The sequence below is a fragment of the Geodermatophilus sp. SYSU D01119 genome, from assembly GCF_054049975.1.
The window spans coordinates 1-15,321 of the sequence record NZ_JBJGYL010000011.1 but is presented as its reverse complement, the minus strand read 5'-3'; the positions used below and the strand labels follow the sequence as shown (position 1 = coordinate 15,321).

The 15,321-nt window shown below is 76.4% G+C and carries 20 protein-coding genes and 1 pseudogene; 7 read left to right on the top strand and 14 right to left on the bottom strand.

Features of this window, described 5'->3' with window-relative positions; genetic code table 11:
• The 3 genes from ACI79X_RS10675 to ACI79X_RS10665 all read right to left on the bottom strand — a co-directional run bounded on the left by ACI79X_RS10675 (window position 1) and on the right by ACI79X_RS10665 (window position 2,456).
• Window positions 1-1,518: a leucyl aminopeptidase family protein gene (locus tag ACI79X_RS10675; protein ID WP_457025370.1), complete on the bottom strand. Its 1,518-nt coding sequence runs from the start codon at window positions 1,516-1,518 to the stop codon at window positions 1-3.
• Between the two features lie 98 nt (window positions 1,519-1,616).
• The gene (locus ACI79X_RS10670; protein ID WP_012947303.1) at window positions 1,617-1,784 is read right to left on the bottom strand and encodes a DUF3117 domain-containing protein; all 168 of its coding nucleotides are present in this window, start codon (window positions 1,782-1,784) and stop codon (window positions 1,617-1,619) included.
• Between the two features lie 117 nt (window positions 1,785-1,901).
• Entirely contained in the window at window positions 1,902-2,456 is a 555-nt protein-coding gene (locus ACI79X_RS10665; RefSeq protein ID WP_457025369.1) for a DNA-3-methyladenine glycosylase I, read from the bottom strand.
• Between the two features lie 159 nt (window positions 2,457-2,615).
• Between ACI79X_RS10665 and ACI79X_RS10660 the strand changes: the two genes are divergently transcribed.
• A complete protein-coding gene (locus ACI79X_RS10660) occupies window positions 2,616-3,836 on the top strand; it encodes a DUF222 domain-containing protein (RefSeq protein WP_457025368.1) in 1,221 nt (406 codons plus the stop codon).
• Here ACI79X_RS10660 and ACI79X_RS10655 read toward each other — a convergent pair.
• From ACI79X_RS10655 to ACI79X_RS10645, 3 genes are all read right to left on the bottom strand, one after another.
• Window positions 3,833-4,114, bottom strand: coding sequence for a winged helix-turn-helix transcriptional regulator (locus tag ACI79X_RS10655; RefSeq protein WP_457025367.1), 282 nt, complete (start codon window positions 4,112-4,114; stop codon window positions 3,833-3,835). The genes ACI79X_RS10660 and ACI79X_RS10655 overlap by 4 nt on opposite strands.
• The gene (locus ACI79X_RS10650; RefSeq protein WP_457025366.1) at window positions 4,111-4,515 is read right to left on the bottom strand and encodes a VOC family protein; all 405 of its coding nucleotides are present in this window, start codon (window positions 4,513-4,515) and stop codon (window positions 4,111-4,113) included. The genes ACI79X_RS10655 and ACI79X_RS10650 overlap by 4 nt, the downstream gene beginning before the upstream one ends.
• Before the next feature lie 186 nt (window positions 4,516-4,701).
• On the bottom strand, window positions 4,702-5,592 hold the full coding sequence (locus ACI79X_RS10645) for a DMT family transporter (RefSeq protein WP_457025365.1): 891 nt from the start codon (window positions 5,590-5,592) through the stop codon (window positions 4,702-4,704).
• A 72-nt stretch (window positions 5,593-5,664) separates the two neighbouring features.
• Between ACI79X_RS10645 and ACI79X_RS10640 the strand changes: the two genes are divergently transcribed.
• The gene (locus ACI79X_RS10640) at window positions 5,665-6,006 is read left to right on the top strand and encodes a TfoX/Sxy family protein (RefSeq protein ID WP_457025364.1); all 342 of its coding nucleotides are present in this window, start codon (window positions 5,665-5,667) and stop codon (window positions 6,004-6,006) included.
• On the opposite strand, the gene ACI79X_RS10635 is transcribed toward ACI79X_RS10640, so the two are convergent.
• Together ACI79X_RS10635 and ACI79X_RS10630 are read right to left on the bottom strand one after the other, a co-directional pair.
• The gene (locus tag ACI79X_RS10635) at window positions 5,990-6,838 is read right to left on the bottom strand and encodes an ABC transporter permease (protein WP_457025363.1); all 849 of its coding nucleotides are present in this window, start codon (window positions 6,836-6,838) and stop codon (window positions 5,990-5,992) included. The two genes, ACI79X_RS10640 and ACI79X_RS10635, sit on opposite strands and share 17 nt — an antisense overlap.
• Window positions 6,835-7,893, bottom strand: coding sequence for an ATP-binding cassette domain-containing protein (locus tag ACI79X_RS10630; RefSeq protein WP_457025362.1), 1,059 nt, complete (start codon window positions 7,891-7,893; stop codon window positions 6,835-6,837). Before ACI79X_RS10630 ends, ACI79X_RS10635 begins: the two co-directional genes overlap by 4 nt.
• A gap of 36 nt (window positions 7,894-7,929) precedes the next feature.
• Here ACI79X_RS10630 and ACI79X_RS10625 point away from each other — a divergent pair, with 36 nt between their 5' ends.
• Together ACI79X_RS10625 and ACI79X_RS10620 are read left to right on the top strand one after the other, a co-directional pair.
• Window positions 7,930-8,565: a TetR/AcrR family transcriptional regulator C-terminal domain-containing protein gene (locus ACI79X_RS10625; protein WP_457025361.1), complete on the top strand. Its 636-nt coding sequence runs from the start codon at window positions 7,930-7,932 to the stop codon at window positions 8,563-8,565.
• Between the two features lie 24 nt (window positions 8,566-8,589).
• Complete coding sequence (locus ACI79X_RS10620; protein WP_457025360.1) at window positions 8,590-9,222, top strand: LysE family translocator; 633 nt, start codon at window positions 8,590-8,592, stop codon at window positions 9,220-9,222.
• Here ACI79X_RS10620 and ACI79X_RS10615 read toward each other — a convergent pair.
• Both ACI79X_RS10615 and ACI79X_RS10610 read right to left on the bottom strand, forming a co-directional pair.
• On the bottom strand, window positions 9,208-9,645 hold the full coding sequence (locus tag ACI79X_RS10615) for a hypothetical protein (RefSeq protein WP_457025494.1): 438 nt from the start codon (window positions 9,643-9,645) through the stop codon (window positions 9,208-9,210). The two genes, ACI79X_RS10620 and ACI79X_RS10615, sit on opposite strands and share 15 nt — an antisense overlap.
• Window positions 9,646-9,817: 172 nt before the next feature.
• A pseudogene (locus ACI79X_RS10610) lies at window positions 9,818-10,024 on the bottom strand (MerR family transcriptional regulator); the annotation flags it as partial.
• A 109-nt stretch (window positions 10,025-10,133) separates the two neighbouring features.
• On the opposite strand from ACI79X_RS10610, the gene ACI79X_RS10605 reads away from it, so the two are divergent.
• Together ACI79X_RS10605 and ACI79X_RS10600 are read left to right on the top strand one after the other, a co-directional pair.
• Entirely contained in the window at window positions 10,134-10,595 is a 462-nt protein-coding gene (locus tag ACI79X_RS10605; protein ID WP_336033897.1) for a DUF2243 domain-containing protein, read from the top strand.
• Window positions 10,592-11,317: a cytochrome c oxidase assembly protein gene (locus ACI79X_RS10600; protein ID WP_457025359.1), complete on the top strand. Its 726-nt coding sequence runs from the start codon at window positions 10,592-10,594 to the stop codon at window positions 11,315-11,317. The genes ACI79X_RS10605 and ACI79X_RS10600 overlap by 4 nt, the downstream gene beginning before the upstream one ends.
• On the opposite strand, the gene ACI79X_RS10595 is transcribed toward ACI79X_RS10600, so the two are convergent.
• The 4 genes from ACI79X_RS10595 to dapE are packed head-to-tail and all read right to left on the bottom strand — an operon-like array spanning window position 11,305 to window position 14,160.
• Window positions 11,305-11,769 (bottom strand): SRPBCC family protein, encoded by a 465-nt coding sequence (locus ACI79X_RS10595; RefSeq protein ID WP_457025358.1) that lies wholly within the window; start codon window positions 11,767-11,769, stop codon window positions 11,305-11,307. The two genes, ACI79X_RS10600 and ACI79X_RS10595, sit on opposite strands and share 13 nt — an antisense overlap.
• The gene (locus ACI79X_RS10590) at window positions 11,762-12,202 is read right to left on the bottom strand and encodes a DivIVA domain-containing protein (protein ID WP_457025357.1); all 441 of its coding nucleotides are present in this window, start codon (window positions 12,200-12,202) and stop codon (window positions 11,762-11,764) included. Before ACI79X_RS10590 ends, ACI79X_RS10595 begins: the two co-directional genes overlap by 8 nt.
• A 9-nt stretch (window positions 12,203-12,211) precedes the next feature.
• Entirely contained in the window at window positions 12,212-13,057 is an 846-nt protein-coding gene (locus tag ACI79X_RS10585) for an LOG family protein (protein WP_457025356.1), read from the bottom strand.
• The gene (gene dapE, locus ACI79X_RS10580; RefSeq protein WP_457025355.1) at window positions 13,054-14,160 is read right to left on the bottom strand and encodes a succinyl-diaminopimelate desuccinylase; all 1,107 of its coding nucleotides are present in this window, start codon (window positions 14,158-14,160) and stop codon (window positions 13,054-13,056) included. The genes ACI79X_RS10585 and dapE overlap by 4 nt, the downstream gene beginning before the upstream one ends.
• Window positions 14,161-14,212: 52 nt before the next feature.
• Between dapE and dapD the strand changes: the two genes are divergently transcribed.
• Entirely contained in the window at window positions 14,213-15,193 is a 981-nt protein-coding gene (dapD, locus tag ACI79X_RS10575) for a 2,3,4,5-tetrahydropyridine-2,6-dicarboxylate N-succinyltransferase (RefSeq protein ID WP_457025354.1), read from the top strand.
• The last annotated feature ends 128 nt before the right edge of the window (window positions 15,194-15,321 follow it).

Here is a 15,321-nt window from a genome sequence, read left to right as displayed (position 1 = left end):
TCAGTCCGTGGTGACGGGCGACGGGTCGAGCGGGGCGCCGGCCTCCAGCCAGCGCAGCAGGGTGCGGGCGCCGAAGCCGGTGCCGCCCTTGACCACCTCGGCGTCGTCGGAGCCGACGCGGGCCGGGCCCGCGACGTCGAGGTGCGCCCAGGGCAGGTCGCCGGCGAACGGCCGCAGGAACAGCGCCGCGGTGGTGCCGCCGGGGTTGCCGGGGGCGTTGTTCGCGTCGGCGACGTCGCTGGCCAGCTGGGCGGCGTACTCCTCGTCCAGCGGCATCCGCCAGACCCGCTCGCCGGCGTGCAGCGCGGCGGTGGACAGCGCGTCGGCCAGGCCGTCGGTGGTGGCGTACAGGCCCGCGGTGCGCGCGCCGAGCGCGACCTTCATGGCGCCGGTGAGCGTGGCGACGTCGACGAGCGCGGTGGCGCCGAGGCGCAGGCGGGCGTGGGCGAGGGCGTCGGCGAGGACGAGGCGGCCCTCGGCGTCGGTGTTCTGCACCTCGGTGGTGCGCCCGCCGACGTGCCGGATGACGTCAGCCGGCCGGTAGGACGCGCCCGACACCGCGTTCTCCGCGGCCGGCACGACGGCGGTCACCCGCACCGGCAGCTCCAGGCGGGCGGCGGCGTCGACCGCGGCGAGCACCGCCGCTCCCCCGGCCATGTCGGTCTTCATGTCGCGCATGCCGGGGCCGTGCTTGATCTGGAGGCCGCCGGTGTCGTAGGTGATGCCCTTGCCGACGATCACGGGGTGCGCGGGCCCGGCACCGGGCGGGTCGTAGGCGGCGACGACGAGGCGCGGTGGGGAGTCCGAACCACCGCCGACAGCGAGCACCCCGCCGAAGCCGCCCGCGGCGAGCTCCTCGGGGCCGAGCACGGTGACGGTGACGTGCGGCAGGCCCCCGAGCCGGTCGAGCGCCTGCTGCGCCAGCTCGGCCGGGTCGCCGGTTTCGGGCGGGGTGTTGACCAGGTCGCGGGCCCAGGCGACGGCGCGGGCGGCGACCTCACCGGCGCGGGCCGCGGCGACCACGGCCGGGTCGGCGGCGTCGGTGGCGACCACGGCGACGGTGCGCAGCCGCGGCGGGTGCGGGCGGGAGGACGCGCGGAACCGGTAGCCGGCCAGGAGCGCGGCCTCGACGGCGGCGCGCACCTCGTCGGCGCCGGCCGGGGCGAGCGCGGTGTCCAGGGGCAGCACGAGGCGGGCGGCGCCGTGCTCGGCAAGGGTCTGGGCGCGGCGTACCGCGGTGGCGACGTAGCCCCGCAGGTGCGGCAGCGTGCCGTCGCCGGTGCCGACGGCGACGACGCTGCGCGGGCGGCGGCCGGGGACGGGCAGGTTGGTGATGCCACCGGGCTTGCCGGTGTTGCCGGTGTCGGCGAGCGCACCGGCCAGCAGCCGGGCCGGGACCGGCGGCTGCGTGCCGAACGCCGGCGAGGCGAGCCACGGGGGCAGCGCGGCGCCGGTGCCGACCGGGACGGCGAGGACGTCGTCCTCGGCCAGGCGCGGCAGCGCGGTCAGCAGCTCCACCCGCGGCAAGGGGGCGGCCCCGGTCGCCGGCGTGCTGCCGGCGGCCGGGGCCGCGTCGTCCTGCGCGGGGCTGCCCGAGGGCAGGCTCGCGGAGACGTTCAGCTGGTCGCGCCCTTCAGGGCCTCGGAGAGCGCCGCGGCCTCGTCGGGCGACAGCTCGACGACCAGGCGACCGCCGCCCTCGAGCGGCACCCGCATGACCAGGCCGCGCCCCTCCTTGGTGACCTCCAGGGGACCTTCACCCGTGCGCGGCTTCATGGCCGCCATGCGTGCCTCCTTCGCCGGCCACCCGCGGCTCCTTGGCGGCGGCGGTGTGGCTCTTCCTCGGTGCGTAGCTCTGTCCCATGATCCCGTATCCCCGCCGCGGTTCCAACCTGAGCCCCGTCAGGGGGTCGCCCGGAAGCAGGTCGCGACGTGGTCGTCGACCATGCCGGTGGCCTGCATGAGGGCGTAGGCGGTCGTGGGACCGACGAACGCGAAGCCCCGGCGCTTGAGCTCCTTGGCCATCGCGACCGACTCGGGGCTGGTGGCCGGCACATCGGCGAGGGTGGCCGGGCGGAGCCGCGGGCCGGTCGGTGCGAACGACCACAGCAGGTCCGACAGGCCGCCGTCGACCTGCTGCGCGGCGCGGGCGTTGCGGATGGCGGCGGCGACCTTGGCGCGGTTGCGCACGATCCCGGCGTCGGCCATCAGCCGCGCCTCGTCCTCCTCGGTGAAGGCGGCCACCGCGTCGATGGAGAAGCCGGCGAAGGCGGCGCGGAAGGCGGGCCGCTTGCGCAGGATGGTGAGCCAGGACAGGCCGGACTGGAACGCCTCGAGGCAGAGCCGCTCGAACAGGGCGTCGTCGCCCCGCAGCGGCGTCCCCCACTCCTCGTCGTGGTAGCGCGCGTACTCGGGAGTGCTGTCCCCCCAGGCGCAGCGGACGCGGTCGGGTTCCACGGCGGGGACGCTAGCGGCGGGCAGGGACAGGTCGGTCGTCATGGCTCCCGTTGTCCGCCGCGTACGGTCGCTCCGCAAGCCCCTCGGCAAATCTGTGGACAGGCTCCTGACCTGGGCATACGAGTCGCTGCACCACACTCGCATCGGTAAACTCCGTACATGTGTTCGAGCGGGATCGGTGGCGGGGACGTGTTGGACGACGTCGCCGCGCTGGTCGCCGAGCGCAACCGGATCGACGCCCGGCTGGCGCGCGCTGTGCGGGCGGCGGAGCTGTCCTCCGCTCCCGAGCGCGACGGGCTGAAGTCCGTGGCGTCGTGGCTGCGCGGGCACTGCCGGCTGTCCGGGCGGGAGGCGTCCCGGCCGGCGCGCAACGCCCGCGCGCTGGAGCACCTGCCCACCCTCGCCGAGGCGCACGACGCCGGGCTCGTCACCGCCGCGCAGGTGGCCGTGGCCGCGGAGGTGACCACCCCGGTCCGGCTGGCCGCCGCCGCCGCGCAGGGCGTGGACCTGGGCGAGATCGACGCGGTGCTCACCGACGTGGCGATCGAGCAGGACCACGACGCACTGGTCGTCGTGGTGCGGCGGTACTGCAACGCCCTCGATCCCGACGGGCCCGAGCCGGACCCGACCGAGGGGCGGCGCATGTCGGTGGTCCGCCACGCCGACGGCACGGTCAGCTTCCACCTGCAGCTGGACGCCGTGGGCGCCGAGCGGTTCGCCACCGCGGTGGAGGCGCACGTGCAGGCCGACCGGCCCGCCGGCGACGAGCGCACCCGCGCCCAACGCCTGGCCGACGGCGCCGTGCAACTGGCCGACACCGCGCTGGCCACCGGCGCCACCCCTCAGCTGCGCGGGGTCAAGCCACAGGTCGTGGTGAAGGTCGACGCCGAGGACCTCGCCACCGGGCAGGGCAGCGCGCAACTCGGTTCGGGGGCGTTGGTCTCCGCCGCCCGGGCCCGCTGGCTGGCCTGCGACAGCAGCATCGCGCGGGTGGTCATGGGCCCCGACGGCGTCCCGCTCGACGTCGGCCGGGACCACCGGCTGGCCACCCGCGGCATCCGGAAGGCCGCGGAGGTGCGCGACGGCGGCTGCGTGTTCACCGGCTGCGGCGCACCGACCTGGTGGTGCGACGTCCACCACCTCGTCCACTGGCTCGACGGCGGCGAGACCTCACTGCAGAACTCGGCGCTGCTGTGCGAACGCCACCACACCAAGGTCCACTCCGGCTTCCGCGTCGAGCGGCAACCGGACGGGCGATGGCACACCTGGCGCCCCGACGGCACCGAGATCACCACACCGGCGGCGTTGCGGTCACCGCCACCGAGACAGACCCCGCCCGCCGAACCTCTCGGGCGCATCGCGGTCCCAGGCCATGCCTAGGCCTGCTCGGCGCCCCAGCGTGCCAGCGCGGCGATCGCCTCGCCCAGGGCGAGCCCGCGTTCGGTCAGCGCGTAGGCCCGGGTGTTGTGCCGGAGGGGTAGACGGGTCAGCACGCCGGCCGCTTCGAGCTCGCGCAGGCGGGTCGCGAGCACGTTCGTGGGCACTCCGAGGTCGCGCTGCAGATCGCCGTAGCGCTGCGGCCCGTCGAGCAGCCGCTCGACGACCAGGAGGGCCCACCGGGCTCCGACGACGTCGAGGGCCGCGGCGAGGTCGCTCACGCGGTCGGATCGGCGGCCGGCTTCATCCAGAACGGCGAGTAGTGGTAGCCGTCGAGGTCGTCGAACTGGCGCTGGTACATGAAGGGGTAGTCGTCGGTGTCACCGATCCGGCCGCCTGCGGCGCGGGCGCGCTCGGTGAGCTCGTCGACCGCCTCGCGGCTGCCCAGGTCGAACGAGACGGTGACCTTCGAGGGCGTGTCGGGTCCGCCGACCAGCTCCTCGACGCCGCCGACGCTCGCGTACATCTGGCGGCTGCCGAGCATGACGTACTGCTCGGGCGCGATCGCGAAGCACGACACGTTGTGATCGGACATCTCGGCGTTGAGGGTCCAGCCGAGGGCCGTGTAGAAGGCGGTCGCGCGCTCGACGTCCTCGACCGGGCAGGTGATGAAGAGGCTCATGCGGTCGACACTTGCAAAATGCAAGTGTCGACGTCAAGGCCCGGCCGCGCGCTCCCGTCGGGAACGGTCCGCCGGGAACGGCGCCCCAGGCATCCCATGTCCCCGCGTCCGTGTCCCTGGGGCCGCCTGACGGGACGCCGGGCCCTTCGTCGCAGGTCGCGCGGACGGACCGGAGATGCGCGGGCCTCAGGGGACGGGCGACTCGACCGGCGCCGCCGCCGGCGCGTTGCGGCGGGTGGCGAGCACGCAGCCGGCCAGCACCAGCGGCAGGCCGACGGCCAGGCCGAGGGTGAACGGCTCGTCGAGCAGCAGCACGCCCGCGACGACCGCGACCGCCGGGTTGACGAAGGTGATCACCAGGGCGCGCTGCGGGCCGACCTCGCGGATGAGCGCGAAGAAGAGCACCAGCGCGAGCGCCGTGCAGACCACGCCGAGCACCACCAGCGAGCCCAGGGCGGGCGCCGAGGCCGAGGTCAGCTGCCCGAGCCGCGGCACGGCGAACGGCGCGTAGACCACCGCGGTGAGCACCAGGGCGATCGCGCTGACCGCCACCCCCGGGACGTCGGCGAGCGCCCGGTTCGCGATCAGCGGCGCGGTGCCGTAGCCGATGACGACGGCCACCACCGCGAGCACCGGCAGCAGCGCGATGCCCTCGACGTCGAGCCCGAGCAGCGCGACGATGCCCACGACGCCGAGCCCCATCCCCGCCAGCCGCACGGCGGTGAGCCGCTCCTCCCCGCCGAGCAGCCGCGCGGCGACGGCGGCGACGAACGGCACCGACGCGACCAGCAGACCGGTCAGCGAGCTCGACAGCGTCACCTCGGCGTAGGACAGCAGCAGCCACGGCGCCGTCATCTCCAGCACGGTGAACGCCAGCAGCGGCCGCCAGTGCCGCAGCGCCGGGCGCACCTGCCCGCGGGCCAGCACCAGGGGCAGCAGCACGGCGGCGCCGACCACGCACCGCACGAAGACCACGACCACCGGCGACGTCTCCTCGACGGCCACCTTGATCAGCAGGTACGGCACGCCCCAGATGACCGACATCGCCAGGAACAGCACCCACCCGCGACGGCTCACCGCGCCATCCTGCCCGCCGCCCGCGACGGTTCCCGTTGCACGTCCCGCCGCGCCGCCGTGGACTGTCCCGTCATGGACCCCGACGCGCGTTTCGCCTCCCTGGTCGAGGCCCTCGCCACCCGGCCCGGCGTGGGCCCGCCCGGCGCGGGCGGGCGGCGCGGCTTCGGCTCGGCCGCCCTGACCGTGCACGGGTCGATCTTCGCGATGGTCGTCGGCGGGGCACTGGTCCTCAAGCTGCCCGCCCACCGGGTGGAGGGGCTGGTCGCGGCCGGCACCGGGCTGCCGTTCGCCGCGGCCAACGGCACGCCGATGCGCGAGTGGGTGGCCCTCGACCACGGCACGCCCGCCTCCGACCTCGCGCTCGCGGAGGAGGCCATGGCGTTCGTGGCCTCCCGGGCTACTCGGGGCGGCTGAACATCCACGCGGCGACGGCGAGCAGCACCCCGCCGACGCCGGCCACCAGGACGACGTCGAGCCACACCGGCACCGGCCAGCTGCCCCAGTGCAGGGCCACGGAGTCGCCGATCGACGGGTCGACGCGGGAGAGGACCACCCGCCGCACCGCGTCGACGCCGTAGGTGACCGGGTTGGCCAGCGCCAGCGCGTGCAGCCAGCCGGGCAGCTGGCCCGAGACGGGGAAGAACGCGCCGGAGAGGAACATCAGCGGCGCGAGCAGCAGCTGCACCCGCGGCATGACGGTCTGGATCTGGTCGACCCGGACGGCGATCACCAGGCCGAGCGCGGTGATCGCGAAGGCGACGACGAACAGCAGCCCGACCGTGCCCAGCATCATCAGCGGGTCGTAGGGGACGCCGACCAGCCCGGCCAGCGCCAGCAGCACCACCGACTGCAGGGTGGCCACCGTCGCCCCGCCCAGCGCCTTGCCGAGCACGATGCTGGTGCGGCCGACCGGTGCCACGAGCATCTCGCGCAGGAAGCCGAGCTCGCGGTCCCAGACGATCGAGATCGCCGAGAAGACGGCGGTGAACATGACCGAGGTGGCCAGCACCCCCGGGAAGAGGAACGTCGAGTAGCCGGCGTCGCCGAAGGTGCCCACCGGCAGGGTGGCGCCCAGGCCCTGTCCCAGCACGAACAGGAACAGCAGCGGCTGGGCGAACGACGACAGGATCCGCCCGCGGTCGGTGCGGAAGCGCAGCAGGTCGCGGTGCCAGACGACCCGGACGGCGCGCAGCTCGTGGCGCAGCCCGCGGCCGGCGAGCCGGACGGGCGCGGTCGTGGCCGTCACCGCCGGCCGCCCATCGGGCCGGACATCGCACCGGACACCGCGCCGGACACCGGGCCCCGCCCGGGGCCGCGCCCGCCGGCGCCCGCCTGCCGCTCGGACATCCGCGCGCCGGTGTAGGCGAGGAACACGTCGTCGAGGGTGGGCCGGGAGACGCTGACCGAGCGCACCGTCAGGCCGAGCTCGAACAGCCGCGGCACGAACTGCTCGCCGTCGGGGGTGAGCACGACCAGCACGCCGTCCTCCCGGGCGGTCTCGACGCCGAGCCGCTCGCGCACGAGGGCCTCGGCCGCGTCGTCGTCGGCGGTGCGCACCCGCACCCGGTCGGCGCCGACGCCGGCCTTGAGCGCCGACGGGGTGTCCAGCGCGCCGATCCGGCCGGCGTCGACGATCGCGATGCGGTCGCAGCGCTCGGCCTCGTCCATGTAGTGCGTGGTGAGGAAGACGGTGATGTCCTCCTCGGCGCGCAGCCGGTCGACGTAGCCCCACAGGCCCGCCCGCGACTCCGGGTCCAGGCCGATCGTGGGCTCGTCGAGGAACAGCACGCGCGGCGAGTGCAGCAGCCCGCGGGCGATCTCCAGCCGGCGCTTCATGCCGCCGGAGAACGTGCGGACCAGCGAGCGCCGCCGGTCGGCGAGGCCGACCATCTCCAGGACGGCGTCGATCCGCGGCCCGACCTCCGCCTTCGGCATCCCGTAGATGTCGGCGTGGAACCGCAGGTTCTGCTCGGCGGTGAGGTGCGCGTCCAGCGTCGTCTCCTGGAAGACCAGGCCGATGTGCCGCCGCACCTCGGTGCGGTCGCGGACGACGTCGAAGCCGGCCACCCGCGCGGCGCCCGCCGTGGGCCGCAGCAGCGTGCAGAGGATCTGGATGGTGGTGGACTTGCCCGCCCCGTTGGGGCCGAGGAAGCCGAACAGCTCCCCCGCGCGGACCGAGAGGTCGATCCCGCGGACGGCCTCGACCTCGCCGAACGTCTTGACCAGGCCGTTGACCTCGACCGCGGGCGGCCGCCCGGTGCCGGCCTCCCCCGACGGGGTCCCTAACGCCGTTAGAGTCACCCTCGCAGCGTCCTCGAACACCGTTAGAGTGTCAAGGTGCCGATCTCCCGCGACGACGTCGTCCGCGCCGCCGTCGAGCTCCTCGACGACGAGGGCCTGACGGGGCTGACCCTGCGCGGGGTGGCCGCGCGGCTCGGCGTGAGCGCCCCGACGCTCTACTGGCACGTCCGCGACAAGCGGCACCTGCTGGACCTGGTGGCCGACCGGGTGCTGGCCGACGTCCCGGAGAGCACCCGCGCGCCGCACCCCGGCGAGCCGGTGTGGGAGTGGCTGGCCGAGGCGAGCCGGGTGCGGCGGGCGCTGCTGCTGGCCCACCGCGACAGCGTCCAGGTGGTCGCCGGCAACCGGCCGACCGAGGACGCGCTGCCCGGCATCGAGCGGACCCTCGGCGTCCTCGTCGAGGCGGGGCTCGAGCCCGGCGAGGCGGTCCGGGTCATCACGGCCCTCGGCTCGTTCATCCTCGGCGACGCCCTGGAGACCCAGGCCGACCGTGACCGGCCCCTGGAGGAGCAGCCCGGCGGCGACATGGCGGGCTACCCCACGGTGGCGGCCGCCGCCCGGACCGCCGGCGGCGACGACGAGCGGTTCGAGGAGGGGCTGGCGCTGTTCGTCGGCGGGCTGCGCGCCCGGCTCGAGGAACGCGCACGGGGGGCCGCGGTCGCCGGGTCCTGACCGGGGGCTCGGTACGGTCGGCCGGTGGGGTGGTCGGGCTACGGGACCTTCGTCGTCCTCGCCGTCGTGCTGGTGCTCGTGCCCGGCCCGGACGTCGCCGTCGTCCTGCGCAACACCCTCGGCGGTGGGCGGGTCCGCGGCTCGTGGAGCGCGGTCGGCATCACCGTCTCCAACGTCCTGCAGGGCGCGGCGGCCGCCACGGGGCTCGCCGCCCTCGTCGTCCGGGTGGAGCCGCTGTTCCAGGCGATCCGCTGGGCCGGCGTCGCCTACCTGACGTTCCTCGCGCTGCAGGCCTTCGCCTCGGCGGTGCGCGGCCGGTACCCCGCCCTCGACGACGGCGGTGCCGCGACCGGCCGGGCGGCGCTGACCGGCCTGCGCCAGGGCTTCCTCAGCAACGTCACCAACCCGAAGGTGCTCGCCTTCTACCTGGCGGTGCTGCCGCAGTTCCTCGCGCCGGGCACGCCGGTGCCGGTGCTGCTGGCCTACGCGCTCACCCACGCCGCCGTCGGCCTGGTGTGGCTGCTGCTCCTCGTCGCGGGCCTGTCGCGAGCCCGCCGGGTGCTGGCGCGCCGCCCCGTCCGGCGGGCCCTCGACGCGGTCACCGGCTGCGCGCTGCTCGCCTTCGGTGCCCGGCTGGCCGTCTCACGCGGGACCTGACGCCGGCCGGGCCACCTCGACGTGCGGCTCGTCGGGGCCGGCGTCGCGCGCGCCGAGGTGGACCTCGGCGGGGCTGCCGGCCCGCTCGAGCCCCCGGGCGTCCACCCACGCGCCGCCGGCGTCGTAGGCGCGCAGGATGCCGGGGAACTCCGCCTCCCGCCGCGACAGGCAGGTGACCGCCTCCCGCCCGGCGTGCTGCAGCCGGATCCGCAGCTCGCCGGCCGGCTCGACGGAGCCGGTGAACGGCCGCACCCCCTCGACCGGGCCGTCGCCGTCCTCGGTCACCATGCCGTGGTGGACGACGCGCAGCGGGCCGGCCGGCCGCGCGCCGCAGCGCGTCAGGTGCGCGTCGATCTCCTCCCCCGCCCCGCTGATGAACGCGTCGAGCCCGTCGATGGCCAGCCGTCGCTCGGCGGTCAGCACCGTCTGCCCCGGGCACCTCGCGCAGGGTCACCTCGCGCACGTCGTCCTCCTCGGTCTCCGCGGTCAGGGCGGCCACCAGGTCCCGGCGCCGCCGCAGGTCCTCCTCGACCCCGTCCCACCAGCGGGCCACCGCCGCCCGGCGGGCACCCGGCTCGAGGTCGACGGCGTCGTGCACCCGCGCCAGCGGCATGCCCGCCCGGCGCAGCGCGGCGATCAGCCGGGCCCGGTCCCCCTGTGCGAGGGCGTAGCCGCGGTGGCCGGTCCACGGGTCGACGGCGTCGGGCACCAGCAGGCCCTGCTCGGCGTAGAGCCGCGGCGCCTTGGCCGACAGCCGGGTGCGGCGCGGGAACTCCCCGGGTCGCAGCAGGTCCCCGCTCACGCCGACGAGCGTGCGGCATGCCCCAGGGGCCGGGTCCGGTCGAGCCGCGCGGTTTCCGGCGCCGCCCGGCCGGGCAGCGCCGGAGCACCTGCGACGACGGGAGGCCCGCGTGGCCGACGCTTCCACCCGGCCGCCGGCCCGCCGCCGGCTGCTGGTCTCCGGCCTGCTGCTCGGCGCGGGGGTGGCCGGGGCGGTCGACGAGATCGTCTTCCACCAGCTCCTGCACTGGCACCACTTCTACGACCGGGCCAGCGGCGCGGCGGGCCTGGTCTCCGACGGGCTGCTGCACGCCGGCACCTTCTCCGCCGCCGTCGCCGGCATGGCGCTGCTGGCCGACGCCCGCCGCCGCGGCCGGTTCCTGCCCCCGCTGTGGTGGGGCGCGCTGCTCACCGGGGCCGGCGCCTTCCAGACCTGGGACGGCCTGGTGCACCACAAGGTGCTGCGGCTGCACCAGGTCCGCTACGGCGTCGACCTGACCGGCTACGACGTCGCCTGGGTGCTGCCCGGCGTCCTCCTGCTCGTCGCCGGGGTGGCGCTGCTGCTGCGCGCCCGGCGGGTGCCCGCCGCGTGACCGCGGCGGCGCTGGCCCTGCTCGCCGCCTGCGCCTACGTCGGCGCCACCTGGCGCTGCCGCAGCCCCTGGCCGGTGGCCCGCACCGCGTCGTGGCTGGCCGGGGTGGCGGCCGCGGCGGTCGCCGTCGCAGGCCCGATGGGTGCGCACGGCGACCTGCGCGCGCACATGGCCGGGCACCTGCTGCTGGGCATGGCCGCGCCGCTGCTGCTGGTCCTGGCCGCGCCGGTCACCCTGGCCTTGCGGGCGCTGCCACCGGCCGGGGGCCGCCGGCTCGCCCGGCTGCTGCGCACCGCCCCGCTGCGCCTGCTCACCGACCCTCTGGTCGCCGTCCCGTTCAACGCCGCCGGGCTGTGGCTGCTCTACGGCACCGGACTGCACGGCGCGCTCGCGCACTCCCCCGCCCTGTCGGCGCTGGTGTCCGCGCACGTCCTGGTCAGCGGCTACCTGGCCACCGCGTCGGTGCTGGCGGTCGACCCCGCGCCGCACCGGCGCGGCGTCGGCGTGCGCGCGCTCGCCCTGGCCGGCGGCGCCGCCGCGCACGACGTCCTCGCCAAGGTGCTCTACGCCCACCCGCCGGCGGGCACGGTGGGCGCCGAGGAGGGCGCGCGGCTGATGTACGACGGCGGGACGGTGCTCACCCTGCTCACCGCCGCCGTGCTCTGGCGGCGCTGGTACACCAGCCGGGAGGCGGTGCGCGCCGCCGCCGCTCAGCCGGCGTAGGTGGCGGCGAACCGGGCGAAGCGGCGCAGCGAGATCCGGAAGCCGAGGACGACGGCCGGCTTCACCAGCGGCCAGCCCAGTCGCCCGACGATCCCGAACGGCAGGTGCAGCCGCTCGGTCCAGACCAGGTCGGTGCCCGTCGTCGTGGGGGTCAGCTCGAAGATCCCGGGGCCGCGGACGATCCGGCCGGTGTGCTGCACGACCACCCGGCGCGGCGGGTCCCACTCGGTGACCACCATCGTGTCGAGCACGCCCAGGTGCCGGCCGCGCCGCCACGGCAGCGGGACGCCGGTGCGCGCGGCCAGCCGCACGCCGACGCCCTCCTCGGCGTCGGTGACCACCTCGACGTCGGTGGCCGGCATCCACCGGCCCTGTGCGCGCCAGTCGGTGAGCGCCGCCCACACGCGCTCCTGCGGCGCCTCCACCGACACCGGCAGCACCAGCTCAGGCACCGTTCCGCGCTCCCTCGTCCACGGACCCGTCTTCGGCCGCCGGGCCGCCCGCGGATGCGCCTGCCGCCGGGGCGCCCGCCGGGGCGCCCGCGGCCGGCAGGGTCAGCCCCGGGTCGGTGTCGGCGTCGGCCGCCCGGGCGGGCCGCTCGGCGCGCAGCGCGGCGATCTGCTCGTCGCGCTCCTCGATCACCTGGGCCAGCTGCTCGAGCAGCCAGTCCACCTCGGTCATCCGGTAGCCGCGCACGGCCACCGACACCTGCAGCCCGCGCACGTCCTCCCCCGTCACCGGGCGGTCGTCGGGCAGCTCGACCGGTGAGCGGTCCAGGTCGGCCGGGGGCTGGGTCTCGCCCCGCCCGAGCAGCAGCGAGCCGCCGAGGAACAGCAGCGCCCCGACGACGGCGACCGCCGCGAGCCCGACGAGGAAGGACAGCACGGGGCGCCCTCAGCCCTCGACCGGCTCGACCGGGGGCGGGGTCAGCGGCGCCCGCATCCCGCCGCCGCCCTCGCCGTTCTGGCGCGCGGTCTCGGCCTCGCGGATCGTCGCCAGGACGACGTCGACGTCGTCGGTGACGGTGAACAGGTCGAGGTCGCCGGCGCTGATCGTGCCCGACTCCAGCAGCGTGCCGCGGATCCAGTCGACCAGACCCGCCCAGTACTCGGTGCCGAACAGGACCACCGGGAAGCGGGTGACCTTGCGGGTCTGCACCAGCGTGAGCGCCTCGAACAGCTCGTCGAGGGTGCCGAAGCCGCCGGGCAGGATGACGAAGGCCTGCGCGTACTTCACGAACATCGTCTTGCGGACGAAGAAGTAGCGGAAGCTGATGCCGAGGTCGACCCACTCGTTGAGCTCCTGCTCGAACGGCAGCTCGATGCCCAGCCCGACCGACAGCCCGCCGGCCTCCGAGGCACCGCGGTTGGCCGCCTCCATCGCCCCCGGCCCGCCGCCGGTGATGACGGCGTAGCCGGCCTCCGCGAGCGCGGCGCCGATCTGGACGCCGGCCGCGTAGTGCGGGTGGTCGGGCTTGGTGCGGGCGCTGCCGAACACGCTGACCGCCCGCGGCAGCTCGGCGAGCAGGCCGAAGCCCTCGACGAACTCGCTCTGGATCCGCAGCACCCGCCACGGGTCCGTGTGCACCCAGTCGGTGGGCCCGCGCCGGTCGAGCAGCCGCTGGTCGGTGGTGGTGCCGGCCCGCTGCGGGTCCGGCTCGCCGCCGCGCAGCATGATCGGGCCCCGGTGCCGGGTCGGGCGGGGCTTCCGGGCGCCGTCGGGCGGCGGGATCGTCGTCATGCGCGTCCTCCGGACAGGTAGGCGGTCAGGGCGTCCTCGGCCGGCTGCAGCCGCTCGACCAGGACGGACTCCTCGCGGGTGTGCGCGAGCTGCGGGTCGCCGGGGCCGTAGTTGACCGCCGGGATGCCGAGGGCGGCGAAGCGGGCGACGTCGGTCCAGCCGAGCTTGGCGCGCGCGGGGCGGCCGACGGCGGCCACGAACGCCGCGGCGGCGGGCTCGGCCAGGCCGGGCAGCGCGCCGCCGGCGTTGTCGACGACCGTCAGCGTGGCGCCGGCGGCGAGCGCCTCGGCGAACACCTCGCGCACGTGCGCCTCGGCGGCGTCCTCGTCGCGGTCGGGGGCGTAGCGGAAGTTGACCGTCACCCGGCACTCGTCGGGGACGACGTTGCCGGCCACCCCGCCCTCGACCCGCACGGCGTTGAGGCCCTCGCGGTAGGTGCAGCCGTCGATGTCGACCTCGCGCGCCTCGTACGCCGCCAGCGTGGCGAGGATGCCGGCGGCGCCGTGGATGGCGTTGACGCCGAGCCAGCTGCGCGCGCTGTGCGCCCGCCGGCCCGTCGTCCCGATCACCGCGCGGAGCGTGCCCTGGCAGCCGGCCTCGATCTCGCCGTCGGTGGGCTCGAGGAGGACGGCGAGGTCGCCGTAGAGCCAGCCGCGCCGCTCGCGGGCCACCCGGCCCAGCCCGCTCTTCACCGACTCGACCTCCTCGTTGTCGTAGAAGACGAACGTGAGGTCGTACGCGGGCTCCGCACCCGGCACGCCGAAGCGGCCGGCCAGCCGCAGCATCACCGCGTCGCCGGACTTCATGTCGCTGGTGCCGCAGCCGTACACGCGGTCGCCCTCGAGCCGGCTCGGCACGTTGTCGGCGATCGGCACCGTGTCCAGGTGCCCGGCCAGCACCACGCGGGTGTCGCGGCCGAGGTTCGTGCGGGCCAGCACGGTGTCGCCGACCCGCTCGACCTCCAGCCCGCCGAGGCCGCGCAGCGCCGTCTCGACGGCGTCGGCGAGGGCCCGCTCGTCGCCGGACACCGACGGCGTGTCGACCAGCGCCCGGGTGAGCGCGAGGACGTCGGCGGAGAGGTCGAGGTCGGGCGCGCCGGTCACGGTGCCCGAGCCTACGGGCGGGCGCGGAGCCGGGCCTGGGTAGCGTCGGGGGGTGACCTCCCCCAGCCGCTCCGCCGTCGCCGCCGGTCTCGCGACCGTCTCCGCCTCCGGGACCGTCCTGGACACCTGGTACCCCTCGCCCGCGCTGGGTGGCGACGAGGGCCCGTCCGGGACGCACCAGCTCGGCGCGCTGGAGCTGGAGGCCCAGCTGGGGACGGAGTTCTCCGGCCTCGTGCGCACCGACGACGCCCGCGGCGTGCAGGTGGTGGGCGTCCGCACGGTGATCACCGACCTCGGCGCCCCGCCCGTGGACACCCACGACGTCTACCTGCGGCTGCACCTGCTCTCGCACCGCCTGGTCCGGCCGCGCGAGGTCAATCTGGACGGCGTCTTCGGACTGCTGGCCAACGTCGCCTGGACCAGCGCCGGGCCGGTGCTGGCCACCGAGCTCACCCCCGCCCGCCGCGCCCTCCTGCGCGCCGCGCACGGCACGCTGACCGTGCTGTCGGTGGACAAGTTCCCGCGGATGGTCGACTACGTGCTCCCCACCGGCGTGCGGGTGGCCGACGCCGACCGGGTGCGCCTGGGCGCCCACCTGGCCGAGGGGACGACGGTCATGCACGAGGGCTTCGTCAACTACAACGCCGGCACGCTCGGCCCCTCGATGGTCGAGGGCCGGATCAGCGCGGGCGTCGTCGTCGGCGCCGACAGCGACGTGGGCGGCGGCGCGTCGATCATGGGCACGCTGTCCGGGGGCGGCAAGGAGGTCGTCTCGATCGGCAGCGGCTGCCTGCTCGGCGCCAACGCCGGCATCGGGATCTCGCTCGGCGACGGCTGCGTCGTCGAGGCCGGCTGCTACGTCACCGCCGGCTCCCGGGTCACGCTGCCCGACGGCTCGGTGGTCAAGGCCCGCGAGCTCTCCGGCCGCGACGGGCTGCTGTTCCGCCGCAACAGCGTCACCGGGGCGCTGGAGGCACTGCCGCGCTCGGGCGACTGGGGCGCCCTCAACGCCGCCCTGCACGCCAACGACTGACCCGTGGGGGGGGGGGGGGGGGGGGGGGGGGGGGGGGGGGGGGGGGGGGGGGGGGGGGGGGGGGGGGGGGGGGGGGGGGGGGGGGGGGGGGGGGGGGGGGGGGGGGGGGGGGGGGGGGGGGGGGGGGG